General features: G+C 42.2%; 18 protein-coding genes. 16 read left to right on the forward strand and 2 right to left on the reverse strand.

The window, feature by feature from the left end:
• Positions 1 to 104: 104 nt before the first annotated feature.
• Both N473_RS04485 and N473_RS04490 read left to right on the forward strand, forming a co-directional pair.
• Positions 105 to 506 carry a hypothetical protein gene (locus N473_RS04485; protein WP_063366889.1) on the forward strand — a complete coding sequence of 134 codons (402 nt, stop codon included), beginning with the start codon at positions 105 to 107 and terminating at the stop codon, positions 504 to 506.
• The gene (locus N473_RS04490) at positions 506 to 1,006 is read left to right on the forward strand and encodes a prolyl-tRNA synthetase associated domain-containing protein (RefSeq protein WP_063366930.1); all 501 of its coding nucleotides are present in this window, start codon (positions 506 to 508) and stop codon (positions 1,004 to 1,006) included. Before N473_RS04485 ends, N473_RS04490 begins: the two co-directional genes overlap by 1 nt.
• On the opposite strand, the gene N473_RS04495 is transcribed toward N473_RS04490, so the two are convergent.
• Positions 970 to 2,121, reverse strand: coding sequence for an MFS transporter (locus tag N473_RS04495; protein WP_063366890.1), 1,152 nt, complete (start codon positions 2,119 to 2,121; stop codon positions 970 to 972). The genes N473_RS04490 and N473_RS04495 overlap by 37 nt on opposite strands.
• 255 nt (positions 2,122 to 2,376) lie before the next feature.
• Between N473_RS04495 and N473_RS04500 the strand changes: the two genes are divergently transcribed.
• The 4 genes from N473_RS04500 (at position 2,377) to N473_RS04515 (ending at position 5,472) form a co-directional block, all read left to right on the forward strand.
• Entirely contained in the window at positions 2,377 to 2,919 is a 543-nt protein-coding gene (locus N473_RS04500) for a DUF2058 family protein (protein ID WP_063366891.1), read from the forward strand.
• Positions 2,920 to 3,042: 123 nt separating this feature from the next.
• Positions 3,043 to 3,363 (forward strand): c-type cytochrome, encoded by a 321-nt coding sequence (locus N473_RS04505; RefSeq protein ID WP_419555136.1) that lies wholly within the window; start codon positions 3,043 to 3,045, stop codon positions 3,361 to 3,363.
• A gap of 157 nt (positions 3,364 to 3,520) precedes the next feature.
• Positions 3,521 to 4,288 (forward strand): class II aldolase/adducin family protein, encoded by a 768-nt coding sequence (locus tag N473_RS04510; protein WP_063366893.1) that lies wholly within the window; start codon positions 3,521 to 3,523, stop codon positions 4,286 to 4,288.
• A gap of 8 nt (positions 4,289 to 4,296) precedes the next feature.
• A complete protein-coding gene (locus N473_RS04515) occupies positions 4,297 to 5,472 on the forward strand; it encodes a mandelate racemase/muconate lactonizing enzyme family protein (RefSeq protein ID WP_039611808.1) in 1,176 nt (391 codons plus the stop codon).
• Between the two features lie 69 nt (positions 5,473 to 5,541).
• Here the strand turns inward: N473_RS04515 and suhB are convergent, their stop codons facing one another.
• A complete protein-coding gene (gene suhB / locus N473_RS04520; protein ID WP_039611807.1) occupies positions 5,542 to 6,345 on the reverse strand; it encodes an inositol-1-monophosphatase in 804 nt (267 codons plus the stop codon).
• Positions 6,346 to 6,527: 182 nt separating this feature from the next.
• On the opposite strand from suhB, the gene trmJ reads away from it, so the two are divergent.
• The 10 genes from trmJ (at position 6,528) to N473_RS04570 (ending at position 15,329) form a co-directional block, all read left to right on the forward strand.
• Positions 6,528 to 7,250, forward strand: a complete 723-nt coding sequence (trmJ, locus tag N473_RS04525) for a tRNA (cytosine(32)/uridine(32)-2'-O)-methyltransferase TrmJ (protein WP_063366894.1) — start codon at positions 6,528 to 6,530, stop codon at positions 7,248 to 7,250.
• Between the two features lie 223 nt (positions 7,251 to 7,473).
• Entirely contained in the window at positions 7,474 to 7,965 is a 492-nt protein-coding gene (gene iscR / locus N473_RS04530; RefSeq protein WP_039611805.1) for a Fe-S cluster assembly transcriptional regulator IscR, read from the forward strand.
• Between the two features lie 23 nt (positions 7,966 to 7,988).
• Positions 7,989 to 9,203, forward strand: coding sequence for an IscS subfamily cysteine desulfurase (locus tag N473_RS04535; RefSeq protein WP_063366895.1), 1,215 nt, complete (start codon positions 7,989 to 7,991; stop codon positions 9,201 to 9,203).
• A gap of 57 nt (positions 9,204 to 9,260) precedes the next feature.
• Positions 9,261 to 9,644: a Fe-S cluster assembly scaffold IscU gene (iscU, locus tag N473_RS04540; RefSeq protein ID WP_039611803.1), complete on the forward strand. Its 384-nt coding sequence runs from the start codon at positions 9,261 to 9,263 to the stop codon at positions 9,642 to 9,644.
• A 10-nt stretch (positions 9,645 to 9,654) separates the two neighbouring features.
• Positions 9,655 to 9,978 (forward strand): iron-sulfur cluster assembly protein IscA, encoded by a 324-nt coding sequence (gene iscA, locus N473_RS04545; protein ID WP_063366896.1) that lies wholly within the window; start codon positions 9,655 to 9,657, stop codon positions 9,976 to 9,978.
• A gap of 63 nt (positions 9,979 to 10,041) precedes the next feature.
• The gene (gene hscB / locus N473_RS04550; RefSeq protein WP_063366897.1) at positions 10,042 to 10,566 is read left to right on the forward strand and encodes a co-chaperone HscB; all 525 of its coding nucleotides are present in this window, start codon (positions 10,042 to 10,044) and stop codon (positions 10,564 to 10,566) included.
• Between the two features lie 32 nt (positions 10,567 to 10,598).
• Positions 10,599 to 12,461: a Fe-S protein assembly chaperone HscA gene (gene hscA, locus N473_RS04555; RefSeq protein ID WP_063366898.1), complete on the forward strand. Its 1,863-nt coding sequence runs from the start codon at positions 10,599 to 10,601 to the stop codon at positions 12,459 to 12,461.
• A gap of 1 nt (position 12,462) precedes the next feature.
• Positions 12,463 to 12,801, forward strand: a complete 339-nt coding sequence (gene fdx, locus N473_RS04560) for an ISC system 2Fe-2S type ferredoxin (RefSeq protein ID WP_039611799.1) — start codon at positions 12,463 to 12,465, stop codon at positions 12,799 to 12,801.
• 66 nt (positions 12,802 to 12,867) lie between these two features.
• Positions 12,868 to 14,304, forward strand: a complete 1,437-nt coding sequence (locus N473_RS04565; RefSeq protein ID WP_063366931.1) for an NAD-dependent succinate-semialdehyde dehydrogenase — start codon at positions 12,868 to 12,870, stop codon at positions 14,302 to 14,304.
• A 137-nt stretch (positions 14,305 to 14,441) separates the two neighbouring features.
• Complete coding sequence (locus N473_RS04570) at positions 14,442 to 15,329, forward strand: sugar phosphate nucleotidyltransferase (RefSeq protein ID WP_063366899.1); 888 nt, start codon at positions 14,442 to 14,444, stop codon at positions 15,327 to 15,329.
• Positions 15,330 to 15,363: the final 34 nt, after the last annotated feature.

Consider the following 15,363-nt stretch of genomic DNA (forward strand, 5'->3'; position numbering starts at 1 on the left):
GTCTTTTGGACGAGGCGAAATTTAAAGACTTTTCCGCCTCGCGTCAAGTTTTTTTCTTAAAAAACTCAAAAATACGACCAGCTTTGATACACTGAGGCAAATTTATGGATAGGAAAATTATGAGTCGTTTATTTTTATTGCTCCTGTCAACCGCTTTAGTCGCCTGTAGCACTACGTCTAAACCAGACTATGAAGTTGAACAACAAACATTACACAAACGTCAGAATGCACAAGGAAAATCAGAGTTTGCGTTTATTGTGACGGTCAAACCTACACCGCAAATGGAACTTGCCAAGAACAAACCAATATCAAAAAAGCAGCTAGAAAAGTTTTCCGAGTTTAAGCGTGTGGAAGAATCTCCAGAGTTAAAGCTTGCGCTTGAAGACCAAGCTGTGAGCTTGCTACAACAGGCATTAAAAAAAGATGGATATTGTCGCGCCGGTTATAGTATTAAGAATGTTTATTGGCGTCAGAGGAGTGTGCAGTTACGAGGATATTGCTTGTGATCCTATCTAACGTCCAAACTTTGGCAGACCATTTAGCTAATTTACATATCAATTACTTAAGCTATGAACATGCGCCTTTAGTAAATTGCTCTGTTGCGAAAGAGATAGGGTTAAAACGAGCGGGGACAGGTCTTAAAAACTTATTTTTAAGAGATAATTATGGGAAGCAGCACTTTCTTATTGTTACGTTAGCCGAAAAGCAGCTTGATTTAAAAGCGCTCTCGAAGCAACAAGGTATATCTCGGTTGGGGTTTTGTTCCAGTGAGCGGTTGGAAAAATATCTAAAAGTAAAACCTGGTTGTGTATCAGCGCTGGCAACTTTTAATGATGATAGTAATCAAGTTCAACTTTGGTTAGACAGTGAGTTGATGGATAAGAAGCAATGGCAATGCCATCCTTTTGAGAATGATAAAACGTGGGTCCTACAGCTCGAGGACTTAAAAGTTTTCTGGGCACATAGCGGTCACACACCTATCTGGGTTACTTTACCTGAACGTTGATTGAGTATGGCCAAATACCCGCCAATAGAACACACAAGTAATAAACTCAATAAGAAAAAGTGCATACCATAGGTTTGATAAATCAAACCGGGCACAAATGTACCCAGTGCGCCTCCACTGTAGTAAAAAGAGACGTACGCACCATTTGTCACACTACTTTGAGCCGTACTTATCTCATTTGCTAACGGGGCGGCGTTGGCGTGTATCATAAACATGCATGCACAAAATAGTGTAAACATGGCAACAAATAAGGCCAAGTTGTGCCATTGCATCATGAGCAATGTTAATGAATATACGATAAATAAAATACTGACAATGAGCCAATTATCACGACAAAGACGAGATAGAAAAGGGGTGGCCATGGAGATAACCGCACCGACTAAATAGCCACTGTATATCCATGCGATAAGCGCAGGATCTTGAATTTGATACTCATTGCTTAATATAAAGGGCAGGTAATTCAGTAAGGCAGAAAAACAAAAAAACATACAAAATACCGCGCCATATAATCGCAATAGCGAGATTGACTTTAATGGTTTTAAATATGCGTGGGGCGAATTTACTTCATTGTGAGAATCGATATTGTTACGTGAGGGAGTGATTTTCAACGCAAGTATGATGAGTAATAATGCATTAAAGAGATAAAAGCTCTCAAACCCCCACCAAGTGCTGAAGTTTGCAGCCAACGCCCGTCCCAAATACCCTCCTACAATGGTACTACCAACATACCAAGTCATTTTTGTTCGCAGGTTTTCTCCTTGCCAAATTTGGCCAATATATCCGGTCATGGATGTGAGTGCGGCCGGTAGCAGTAAGCCCTCAATAAAGCGCATTATTAAGAACAACTGAAATTGTTGAACCTGGCTAATAACGAGACAACAGGCTGCTAGGGCAAGCATGGTATATTTCAGAGCGGCCAACTTACATATTCGTGTTAAAACTAAGCCGTAAAATATGGGCGCAATGGCAAGTGGCAACATGGTCACTGTCATTAATAAGCCCGCTTTAGCTGGTGCGACAGAGAAATGCTCCGCAAACATGGCGAGTAATGGCTGAGGGGCGTAAAGTACAAAAAATATAACAATGGAACACAATAACAAATGAAATATGGACATGTTCTAACTTCTAAGTCTAGGCGCAATATTATTATCTCTCTTTGACGACGTTTTTGCTCTAAAAAGAAGTAAAAACTTGTTGTATATCATAATTTTCTTTTCTTAACTTGGTAGATTAGTGCGCATAGGATAAAAGTAGCGCCTTATTTTGTGTATGTATTCATGTTGTTTTGCTTCGTCTTGAGAGAAATTATTTAGAGATTTGCCCAGTTTGGTATTAAAATGGCGGCAAGTTTAGATTGATGGAGTGACATGATGGGTTCTCTACAGGATCAGCTGTTAAAAGCCGGTTTGACAACTGAGCACAAAATGAAAGTTGCTAAAACGGAAAAGCGCAAACAGCAAAAGAAGAAAAAGAAAAAAGGCGCAACAAGCGACCAAACGGATCTGCAAAAACATATTGAGCAGACCAAAATTGCACAGCAGCAAAAAGCAGAAGCGCTGAATAAAGCAAAGCAAGATGAGTTAAAAGAACGTGAGCAAGTTGCTCGTGTTAAACAAATTCTTGAGCATCATAATCAAGAAGAAATTAGAGGTGACCGTACATTCAATTTCACATACGAAAATAAAGTGAAGGAATTGGATGTTAATGAGTCGACACAGCAAGCTTTATCTAAAGGCCGCTTGGCCATTTGTGTATTGGAAAGTCAGTTTTATGTACTGGAAGATGAGCCTGCAAGAAAAATTGCCGAAGTCGATGAAAAGTATATTGTTTTCCATGTAGAAGACGCTAATGATAAAAAGGACGATGATGATCCGTATGCGGATTTCGAAGTCCCTGATGACTTAGTCTGGTAGTTTACTTATCTCATTTTTCTTTATTGACTCGGTTCATTTTTTAAATCCGAATAAGTAATTGTGTAGAGCGGCTTTGGGTCGACTACACTGTTCAAATAACCGTCAAAAAAGAGAAATGATATGATGAAGATAAAGCAATTTGTGTTCGCATCGATAACGACAGCAACCGTGTTGGCATCGGGTAGTGTGGCCGCGGCAGATGGTAAGGCTTTGTACACCGCTAAGATGTGTCAAACTTGCCATGGAGCGGAAGGAAAGGCGCCTATTATGCCACTGTATCCGAAGGTCAATGGGCAAAGCAAAGAATACACGTTAGCGCAGATGAAAGACATTAAATCTGGTAAACGCAGTAATGGGATGTCTGCTGCAATGAAGGCCATGGTGGCAAGTGTCTCTGATGCTGAACTTGAAGCTATTGCTGAGTATCTATCAACAATCAAATAAGTAATTCAAATTTAGAATTAATATGAAAGCCACCTATGGGTGGCTTTTTAGTACCGAATTAATTTACGCAGTATCCCTTCTGTGTATTGAACTATTTTTTTTTGTGATTTAGACTTCTATACATCTAAAATCACTATGATGAGTGTAAGGAGCCATGATGTTCGAACTACCAGAACTAAACTTGAAAGGAAAAGTAAGTGATGAAGAGTGGAAATTGCGCGTTGACCTCGCAGCTTGCTATCGCTTGGTCGAGCATTTTCGTTGGGGTGATTTAATTTATACTCATATGTCAGCCAGATTACCTGGGACAGATCAGTATTTGGTGAATGCATTCGGATTGAGTTTTGATGAGGTCACTGCATCTAATCTTGTTAAGGTAGACTTGCAAGGCAATATTCTTGATGATACCCCATTTGAGATAAATCCCGCAGGCTTCACAATTCACAGTGCAATTCATGAAGTCCGAGAAGATGCACATTGTGTGATTCATTTGCATACCAAAGAGACGATTGCTGTGGCGAGTCTGGAAGGAGGATTGGAACCTCTGAGCCAGCACAGCATGTTTTCATTGCCATCATTATCTTACCACGGGTATGAGGGGCTTGCTGTGAATGATGATGAAAGAGCTCGCTTACAGTCTGACTTGGGTGATAATAATCACATGCTCCTAGTCAATCATGGTGGTTTAACAGTGGGGCCAACAGTTGGTGATGCCTTTATGCGCTTTTTTGATTTACAACGCGCATGTGAAATTCAAGTCGCAATTATGTCGACTGGTCGGCCAGCGATACAAGTCCCACAGCCAATTCAAGATAATATATACAAACAAGCTAAAGTCGTGCATAGCGGCAGTACCGGTGGTCAAGTCGCTTGGCCAGCAATGCTGAGAAAAGCATATCGCTTAGATCCAGGCTTTGCCCAATAGGAGTCATAATGAAAGTAAATCGCGTCGAAGTATTTGATATACATTGTCCAGACAGACCGGCTTGGACACCTGTTTTTGTGAGAATTCACACCGATGAAGGGATTTCAGGAGTGGGTGAAGCTGGACTTGCTTACGACCTAGGTCACAGTGCAGCTGCTAGTATGATTAAAGAGATGGCAGAAGCATTCTTGATTGGCCATGACCCATTCCAAACTGAGCTTTTATGGTCTCGTATGTTGAGAGAAAGTTTTTGGGGACTGGGTGGCGGACCTGTGGTATATGCGGCGATGAGTGCGATTGACACAGCGCTTTGGGATATTAAAGGTAAGGCGTTAAAGTTACCGGTTTATCAATTGCTAGGTGGTAAAGTAAACCCAGAGCTGCGCACTTACGCATCACAGTTACAGTTTGACTGGGATGATGAATTCAAAGCACTTGTACAGCCACATGAATATGCTGAAGCCGCGCATAAAGCATTGGCTGAAGGCTATGACGCGGTGAAAGTTGACCCTATCATGTATGATAAGGATGGTAATACATATTATGATCGCACTAAGCTTATTTCTCGTGGTGAAATGAAACTGTATCGTTCACGTATGAAAGCTATTCGTGAGGCGGTTGGCGATGAAGTGGACATTATTTTTGAGTGTCACAGCTTGCCGGGGGCAACATCTGCAATTCAAATTGCAGAAATTGCAGAAGAGTTTGACTGCATGTACTACGAAGAGCCGGTGAACTACTTAAACCACTCATTGCATGCGAAGGTTGCCAACAAAACGGCTGTGCCGATTGCCGGTGGTGAGCGCTTGTATAATCGTTGGGATGTGAGACCTTACTTTGAAGATCAAAGTATTGATGTATTACAACCTGATATTGGTCTGTGTGGTGGCTTTACTGAAACGAAAAAAGTTTGTGACTACGCCGATATTTTTGATATCCGTATTCAAGCGCACGTATGTGGTGGCCCAGTTGCAACTGCAGCTTCATTGCATTTAGAAACGGCCATTCCTAACTTCTTAATTCATGAACATCATACTTATGCGATTAAAAAGTGGAATAGAGAGCTTTGTCTTCAAGATCCACAGCCAGAAAAAGGCGTGTTTAAAGTCTCGGAAGAACCAGGTATTGGTATTGAGCTGAATGATGAAGTTGTGATGCGCTCACAGCGTGTAGAAATTAAATAACACGTATGATTTGTAAATAAAAAAACCCAGGCTGTGCCTGGGTTTTTTGTATTCAAAGAATGCGTTTGCTTACTTAAGCAGAGACTCTGTAAGTACAGGGCGGATCTCTTTAACAATTGCTTGACACAACTTTGGTGCGCCACAGATGATGTTACCGCTGTTGTTGTAGTTTGCACCACCTGCAAAGTCCATTAACATGCCGCCAGCTTCTTTTACTAATAGCTCACCTGCCGCTGTATCCCATGGCTTAAGACCAATTTCATAGAAGCCGTCAATACGACCAGCTGCAACATATGCCATATCTAGTGCAGCAGAACCTGCACGACGGATATCTGCTGTGTGAATGAATAGCGCTTTAAATGCTTCAGTGTATGCATCTAAGTGATGTTTTTGTTTGAATGGGAAGCCTGTTGCTAACACGCTACCAGCTAATTCGTTGCTTTTAGTAACACGAATACGTTTGTTATTTAGTTGTGCACCTTGACCACGAGACGCTGTGAATAGCTCGCTGCGTACAGGATCATAGATAACAGCCTGCTCTACGCGGCCTTTAACTTTAAGTGCAATTGAAATTGCGAAATGAGGGATCCCCTTGATGAAGTTAGTTGTGCCATCAAGTGGGTCGATAACCCAAAGGTAATCATTATCTTTGCCATCTGTATGGCCAAGTTCTTCTCCAACGATTGCGTGATCAGGGTAAGATTTTAAAATAGTGTCACGGATCACACGTTCAGCTTCTGTATCAACACTGGTCACGAAGTCGTTAGTACCTTTTTGAGTCGCTTCGACTTGAGACAGATCTTCAGTTGCACGTAAGATCACTTTACCCGCGTTACGCGCAGCGCGTACCGCAATGTTTAACATTGGATGCATAGCATTACCTTTGAATTGTAAAAGAACTAAATTTTTTGAGCCGGCGTATTCTAGCGATTTTCTCGATAAAGTAAATAACTTTGCAGTAAAAAGATTGGTGTTTTTTTGTTCAAATGGTTTTGTGGTTTGATCCTGTCATCCTATGGTAAACTACGCCATTATTTTTGTCTGAGATAAATAGCATGGCATTACAAGATATTAGAATCGTACTTGTGAACACTTCACACTCGGGAAATATTGGCTCAGTTGCGCGCGCAATGAAAACCATGGGCTTTTCAAAACTGTATTTAGTAGACCCTGCTTGCGAGGTGGATAGCCACGCGAGTGCACTGGCTGCTGGTGCGACAGATGTGCTTGGCGATGCTGTCACGGTAGATAAGCTTGAAGATGCTATTGCAGATTGTAGCTTAGTGATTGGCACCAGTGCGCGTTCTCGCACCTTATCTTGGCCGATGGTTGATCCAAGAGAGTGTGCGCAAAAATTAGTAACAGAGTCGAATGATGGTCCTGTTGCACTTGTGTTTGGTCGAGAAAACAGCGGCTTAACCAATGAAGAATTACAGTTATGTAATTATCACGTTTGTATTCCAGCGAATCCAGATTATAGCTCATTGAATTTAGCAATGGCTGTGCAAACACTGACATATGAAACGCGTATGACCTTCCTAGATACGCAAGATGCTAAGCCTGAAGAAGACGATACAAAGTATCCAACATCAGAGCAAATGGCATTGTTTTACGAGCACCTTGAGTCAACATTAAATGATACAGGCTTCATTGTTAAACAGCACCCCGGCATGGTAATGACCAAACTAAAACGCCTATTCAACCGTGCAAGACCTGAAGATCAAGAATTGAATATCCTTCGTGGCATTCTAAGTTCGGTGAATAAATCGACAAAATAAAGCTGTGTAGCAAGATTAGATACTTTCATCACAGTAATACTTGACTAAATTACTCGGGTAATTACAATACCAATAATACCTGATTAAATTAGTCAGGTATTTTAGAAAAGACACTGAGTAAGTAGTAACTTATTTTATAAGCAATAGATGTCGTTAATACTTGACTATCTTAGTCAGGTAATTACAATTTGCGGCATTTGATGAAGGTAACCTAGAGGCGCGTATGAAACTGACTTCAAAAGGCAGGTATGCAGTAACTGCAATGCTCGATGTTGCGTTACATGCCAATATTGGACCTGTGCCTCTGGCAGATATTTCTGAACGTCAGGAAATATCTCTATCATATTTAGAACAATTATTCGCACGTCTTCGTAAAAATGGACTCGTCAGTTCAGTTAGAGGACCAGGTGGTGGCTATTTACTGGGCCGCGATGCACATACGATTTCTGTTGGTGATGTGATTAATGCAGTCGATGAGTCTGTGGACGCAACAAGGTGTCATGGTGAAGGAGGCGGTTGTCAAAGTGGCATGCGCTGTCTAACACACACACTATGGTCGGACTTAAGTGTGCGAATAGAAGAATTTTTAAACAGTATTTCCCTTGCCGAGCTTGTTTCAAATTCTGATGTGCAATCAGTTGCATCACGTCAGGACAGAAACGTAAGCGATGCGATGAAGCAATTAGATAATATTCAAGTGAGTTGCCAATTATAACTTGGCGTCTAGCGGAGAAAGAAATGAAATTACCGATATATTTAGATTATGCTGCAACCACGCCGGTTGATCAGCGTGTTGCAGACGAAATGATGCAATGCCTGACAATGGATGGTAACTTTGGTAATCCTGCGTCACGTTCACACCGTTTTGGTTGGCAAGCAGAAGAGCTAATTGACCAAGCGCGTAATGATATCGCTGATTTAATTAATGCTGACCCGCGCGAAATCGTATTTACATCTGGCGCGACTGAGTCAAACAACCTAGCAATTAAAGGTGCTGCGAATTTCTACCAGAAGAAAGGTAAGCACATCATCACAGTAAAAACTGAGCACAAAGCAGTTATCGACACATGTCGTGAGCTTGAGCGTCAAGGTTTTGAAGTCACATATATGGACGTTGAAGAAAACGGCCTTTTAGATCTGAAAAAGCTTGAAGATGAAATTCGTGAAGATACGATTCTTATTAGTGTAATGCACGTAAACAACGAGCTAGGTGTTATCCAAGACATCGCAACAATTGGTGAAATGTGTCGTGAACGTAAGATCATGTTCCACGTTGATGGTGCTCAAAGCGCAGGCAAAGTGGCAATTGATATGAAGCAGCTTAAAGTTGATTTCATGTCATTCTCAGGCCACAAAGCATATGGTCCTAAGGGCATCGGTGCATTATATGTTCGTCGTAAGCCTCGTGCACGTCTTGAAGCACAAATGCATGGTGGTGGTCATGAGCGTGGTATGCGCTCTGGTACACTTGCGACGCACCAAATCGTTGGCATGGGTTCAGCTTTTCGTATTGCAAAACAAGATTTTGATAAAGATTACGCACACATCAGCGCACTTCGTAAGCGTCTGATCGATGGCATCATGGATATGGAAGAAGTGTACTTTAATGGCACTGTCGACCAATCTGTACCAGGTATTGTAAACATCAGCTTTAACTATGTTGAAGGTGAGTCTCTTCTGATGGCTGTAAAAGATATTGCAGTATCATCAGGTTCTGCATGTACGTCGGCAAGTCTTGAACCGTCTTATGTACTTCGTGCGCTAGGCCGTAACGATGAGTTGGCACACAGCTCGATTCGTTTCAGTATTGGCCGTTTTACGACAGAAGAAGAAATTGATTACACCATCAAACTTATCAAAGACTCTATTGGTCGTTTGAGAGAAATGTCTCCTCTGTGGGAAATGTTTAAAGACGGTATTGATTTAGATTCAGTTGAGTGGGCACACCATTAAACAAGACAGCTTGTATGAACTGTAGCAAGTATATAGGCGGTTAGTGAGGAAAGAGTTATGGCATATAGTGATAAAGTAATTGACCACGTGGAAAACCCACGTAACGTAGGCACGTTAGATAAGAATGACCCAAATGTAGCAACCGGTATGGTTGGTGCCCCAGCTTGTGGTGACGTGATGAAGCTGCAAATTAAAGTGTCTGATGAAGGTGTTATTGAAGACGCAAAATTTAAGACGTATGGCTGTGGTAGCGCGATAGCTTCATCTTCTCTTGTAACTGAGTGGGTGAAAGGCAAAACACTAGATCAAGCAGCAGAGATCAAAAACACAGACATTACTGCTGAGCTTGAGCTTCCACCGGTTAAAATTCACTGCTCGATTCTTGCGGAAGATGCAATTCAAGCAGCGATTGCAGATTACAAAACCAAGCAGGCGAAGTAAGAGATAAATTATGGCAGTGACATTAACTGAAGCAGCTGCAAATCGTGTGCAGACGTTCCTTGCTAACCGAGGAAAAGGTCTTGGCTTGCGGGTAGGTATTAAAACGACTGGTTGCTCAGGTCTTGCGTATGTACTCGAATTCGTTGATGAGCTTGCAGAAGGCGATGAAGTGTTCGAAGAAATGGGCGTAAAAATCATCGTTGACGCAAAAAGCTTAGTTTATATTGACGGTACTCAGCTTGATTACACCAAAGAAGGTCTTAATGAAGGGTTTAAATTTACCAACCCGAATCAGAAAGACGAATGTGGCTGTGGTGAAAGCTTCACCGTTTAACCATCTGTAATAGATAGTTTGCTAAAGCCCTGCCTTGGTAGGGCTTTGCTGTATTAGGTCCTTATGCGATATTTTGAATTATTTAATTTACCAGTGAGCTATGACGTCGATTTGGCCTTACTAAATCAGCGTTATTTAGAATTACAACGTGCTGTTCACCCTGACAAATTTGCAGGGAAAAGTGAACGTGAAAAATTAATGGCTGTACAAAAGACGTCTGAGATCAATGATGCTCTTGCTGTTTTAAAGCACCCAGCCAAGCGCGCTGAGTATATGTTGAGTGAGCAAGGTGTTGATATAAGAGCTGAGCAGCAAACATTGCAAGACCCTGAATTTTTAATGCAGCAGATGGAGCTGAGGGAAGCACTGGAAGACATTCAGCATAGCAGCGACCCTGAAGATGAAATCGATGCATTCGAAGCGCAGATTAAACAGTTAGATACACAGTATAGTGCGCAACTTGCAGAGCAGCTTGTGAGCCAAGATACTGCTGTATTAGAAGTTGCAGCTGATAATATTCGCAAGTTAAAATTCATATATAAATTACGCGAAGAGCTGTCTCGCATTGAAGATAGCCTTTTCGATTAATCTAGCGTCACCACTTAAGTTAAAAGAGTACTATGGCATTATTGCAAATTGCTGAGCCGGGGCAGAGCGCGGCACCTCACGAACATAAATTGGCAATAGGTATCGACTTAGGTACTACTAACTCTTTGGTGGCCACAGTACAAAGTGGTGAAGCCAGAGCGCTAGCGGATATTAATGGCGAAGCTATGTTGCCTTCTGTTGTCAGATATCATGCAGACAGCGTTACTGTTGGTCAACAAGCGCAGCAAGCAGCGGTAGAAGACCCAACAAATACGCTTATCTCAGTGAAACGTTTTTTAGGTAAATCTGTTTCTGAAGTAACGACCCGTTATCAAAACTTGCCTTATGAGTTCGTTGAGCACCAGGGTGCACTGGCAGTAAACACAGTGGCAGGTCCTATCAATCCAATTCAAGCATCTGCAGAAATCCTCAAGTCACTGTATCAACGAGCAACGGACAGTTTTGCTGGTCAGGAAATTGTAGGCAGTGTAATTACGGTACCAGCTTACTTCGATGATGCACAAAGGCAAAGTACCAAAGATGCGGCAGAAATCGCTGGCTTAAAAGTATTACGCCTTTTGAATGAACCAACAGCTGCTGCAGTCGCGTATGGTTTGGACTCTGGTCAGGAAGGTGTGATTGCTGTATACGACTTGGGTGGTGGCACTTTTGATATTTCAATTCTTCGCTTAAACCAAGGCGTTTTTGAAGTATTGGCAACGGGTGGTGACTCAAGCTTAGGCGGCGATGACTTTGACGCAGTGCTTGTTGAACATTTTAAGTCAACATTACAGCTGAGTGAATTAACACCACAAGAGCTGCGCTTGCTTATTCAAAAAGCCAAAGCCTGTAAAGAAGCGTTGAGTGGGTATGAAACGGTCAATGTTAAGCTTGAACTTCGCGGTGAAGAGCATTTAGTTTCTGTTACGCGTGGTCAATTTGCTGAGCTTGTTGCGCCGCTTGTAAAACAGACATTACGTGCATGTCGCAGAGCATTAAAGGATGCGGATGTTAGCAAAGAAGAAGTCTTAGAGGCGGTGATGGTGGGCGGCTCAACGCGTATGCCAGTTATTCGCGAAGCGGTTGGTGCGTTTTTTGAAAAAGAACCGCTCACGTCAATCGACCCTGATCGTGTAGTGGCAATTGGCGCAGCCATTCAAGCTGATATTCTAGCGGGTAATAAACCAGACTCAGATATGCTGTTATTGGATGTTTTACCGCTGTCTTTAGGATTGGAAACTATGGGAGGCTTGGTTGAAAAAATCATTCCTCGCAATACCACAATTCCGGTTGCACGTGCGCAGGAGTTTACCACGTTTAAAGATGGTCAAACGGCAATGTCATTGCATGTTCTGCAAGGTGAACGTGAGTTGGTTGATGATTGTCGCTCACTCGCCAAGTTTAGCCTTAAAGGCATTCCAGCCATGGCAGCAGGTGCTGCCCATATCCGTGTGACGTTTAAAGTCGATGCAGATGGCCTTTTAAGTGTATCTGCAAGTGAAAAATCGACGGGTGTGCAAGCTGAAATTCAAGTGAAACCTTCTTTTGGTTTAAGCGATGATCAGGTTGCGAAAATGCTCAAAGATTCCATGAGTTTTGCCAAAGAGGACATGCAGGCGCGAATGCTTAAAGAGCAGCAAGTTGAAGCGTTGAGAGTACTCGAAGCCCTAGAAGCATCTTTGGCAACAGAGTCTGCATTATTAAATGAGCAAGAATTAAATCGCCTAAGAGAGGCGATGGCGATGTTGGATGACAAACGCCAAAATGCGTCTGATCCAGATGCAATCAAGCATGCAATTGAAGTGGTTGATGAAGCAAGTAGTGAATTTGCATCTCGCCGCATGGATGTATCAATCAAACAGGCACTGCAAGGTCAGTCAGTAGACGAGGTTTAATATGCCACAAATTATCTTTTTACCCCATGAAGAGCTTTGTCCTGAGGGCGCAGCAATTGATGCGAAATCTGGCGATACCGTATTGGATGTTGCGTTAAAAAATGGGATCAGTATTCCTCATGCATGTGAAAAGTCATGTGCATGTACGACATGTCACGTTGTGATCAGAGAAGGCTTTGACTCAATGGAAGAAAGTGATGAGCTTGAAGATGACATGCTCGATAAAGCATGGGGTTTAGAGCCTGAATCACGTTTAGGCTGTCAAGCTGTGATCAGCGATGAAGACTTAGTTGTTGAGATACCAAAATATAATTTGAATATCGTTAACGAAGAGCACTAATATAGTGGATTGATTCGAAAGGCTGTAGCTAACCACTACAGCCTTTTTTGTTTGGAGCGTAGCATGATGTTTAAAACAGGACAGACTTTACATTCAATCATCAATGGCGCAGACCATAACCATGGTGATTTGTTATCAGTATATAATCCAGCAGATGGTTCTTTATTAGCGAATGTAACACAAGCCGGCATAGAGGATGCCGACTTTGCTGTAGAGATTGCCAGTAGATGCTTTGAGCAATTAAAAACAACCACAGCTCAGACGCGTAGCACCGTTTTGCATAGGTGGTATCAGCTCATCATGGATAACCAATCTCGTTTAGCGGAGATCATTACCCTAGAGCAAGGCAAGCCGATACAAGAGTCTAAAGCCGAAGTGGTTTACGCCGCAGGTTATGTACGCTGGTTTGCTCAGCAGGCTGAAAGAGCCTATGGTACTGTCATTCCGCCTCATACGCCAAATCACCAAGTCACTTCACATAAGCAAGGGGTCGGGATTGTACTTGGGGTTACGCCATGGAATTTTCCTTTGGCGATGATCACGCGAAAAGTGGCACCGGCCTATGCCGCAGGGTGTAGTTTTATTTTAAAACCTTCAGAATTGACCCCAATAAGTGCAATTGAATTGGCTAAATTGGCATTACAAGCGGGTATAGAGGAAGGTGCTTTTCAGGTATTAGTAAGCGATAAGCCACAAACGTTAATTGAACATCTGAATGGCAAATCAGCCATTAGAAAGTTAACGTTCACAGGGTCGACGCGAGTTGGCAAGTTACTTTATACGCAATGTGTGGATACCATGAAACGAGCTTCATTGGAGCTTGGAGGTAATGCGCCATTTATTGTCTTTGAAAGTGCTAACATTGAGTCTGCTGTCGATGGGTTAATGATTGCGAAGTTTCGTAACGCAGGGCAAACATGCATTGCAGCAAACCGTGTATTCGTACATCGCGATATTAAAGCTGAATTTGTTGCACAGCTTAAACGTCGTGTTGCGTCGTTAAAAGTTGGGTCTGGTGTAAATGCAGACTTTGACATAGGGCCTTTGATCACTGAGGCCGCAAAGTCTAAAGCCAAACAGCTGGTTGAGGATGCCATTGAGCGCGGTGCGACACAGATTATGCAGAGCAGTGAAGGACAGCAAGCTGGCACATTTATGTCACCCATGATCCTAGATAAAGTTAGTTCAGACATGAATATCTATCATCATGAGATATTCGCCCCAGTCATCACACTGATCGACTTTGATTCAGAATCACAAGTCATGGCGATGGCTAATGAGGTGAATGTTGGACTGGCTGCATATTTTTATTCGTCATGTGTAAAGCAAATCGCGCGTGTTTCGAGAGGCCTAGATTTTGCCATGCTTGGTATTAATGAGGGCGCTATTTCTAACCCTGCAGCCCCTTTTGGTGGTATGAAAGAATCTGGTTTCGGTCGTGAAGGTGGCGCTGAAGGCATGGATGAATACTTGGAGACAAAGTATCTTTGTCAGCGAATATAAATAATGATTTTAATCATAAAATGCACAAGCATGACAAAAAAAGCCACTTTGGAACAATGCAATTTTTGCAATTGCTTTAACTTTGTAAAAAAGCTAGGTAGACTGCGCGTTAGTTTTCAATTTTAAATTAAAATTTAATGACAAGCGCAGATATACCAACTTTGGTTGTATTGGCAGGTGGATTAGGTACCCGTTTTGGTGGTGGCAAACAGATAGCAGAGCTACCTAAGCTGGGTAAGACAATCATGGAGCTTAGCATAGAGGATGCCTACAAAGCTGGTATTCGCCATGTTGTTCTCGTGATAAATGAAGCCGTCAGACCGGCGATAGAAAATGTGATTTTACCTCGGCTCCCAAAACCATTGAAAGTAGACTTGGCTGTGCAGTCAGTGAGTTTGGTGCCATCACGCTTTAAAGGCATCGCAAATAAACGCATAAAGCCATGGGGAACAGGGCATGCTTTGCTATGTGCAAGATCTTTCGTTGCTGGCAATGCAGTCGTAATTACTGCTGACGATTATTATGGTGCAAGGGCCTACACTCAACTATTCGCGCATTTTTGTAATATAGATCAAAATACTAGCGAAATGGCGATAGTAGCCTATCCTTTATCACAAACGATGTCAGAACTTGGTGGTGTCAATAGAGGCATATGTGCTTTGTCTGATAACTACCTTACGCAAGTGCATGAGTATTTAAATATACGTCAATCCGATGAAGGTTATATCGGTATCTTTGACAATCAAGAAACACCAATTAAAGAGAATAGCCTTGCTTCGATGACTTGTTGGGGAGTTACTCAATCACTTTTTGACAAATTAGAGGCGCAATTTGAGCTATTCTTAGAATCTCATGACAGCGATGTCAAAAAAGAGTATTATCTACCCGATTGTATTCAGCATATGATTAATTTGAACCAAGCCACTGTCCGAGTATATGTAGCAAAAGATAGATGGTTTGGTGTTACTTACAAAGAAGAATTAGATAGTGTCGCAGGAAAAATTTATGAACTACGTCACGGATGAATTAGCCGCAAGTTTAGTTAAAAAGCCAGTTTAT

Origin of the sequence: Pseudoalteromonas luteoviolacea CPMOR-1 (genome assembly GCF_001625685.1) — a bacterium.
GTDB lineage: Bacteria > Pseudomonadota > Gammaproteobacteria > Enterobacterales > Alteromonadaceae > Pseudoalteromonas > Pseudoalteromonas luteoviolacea_K.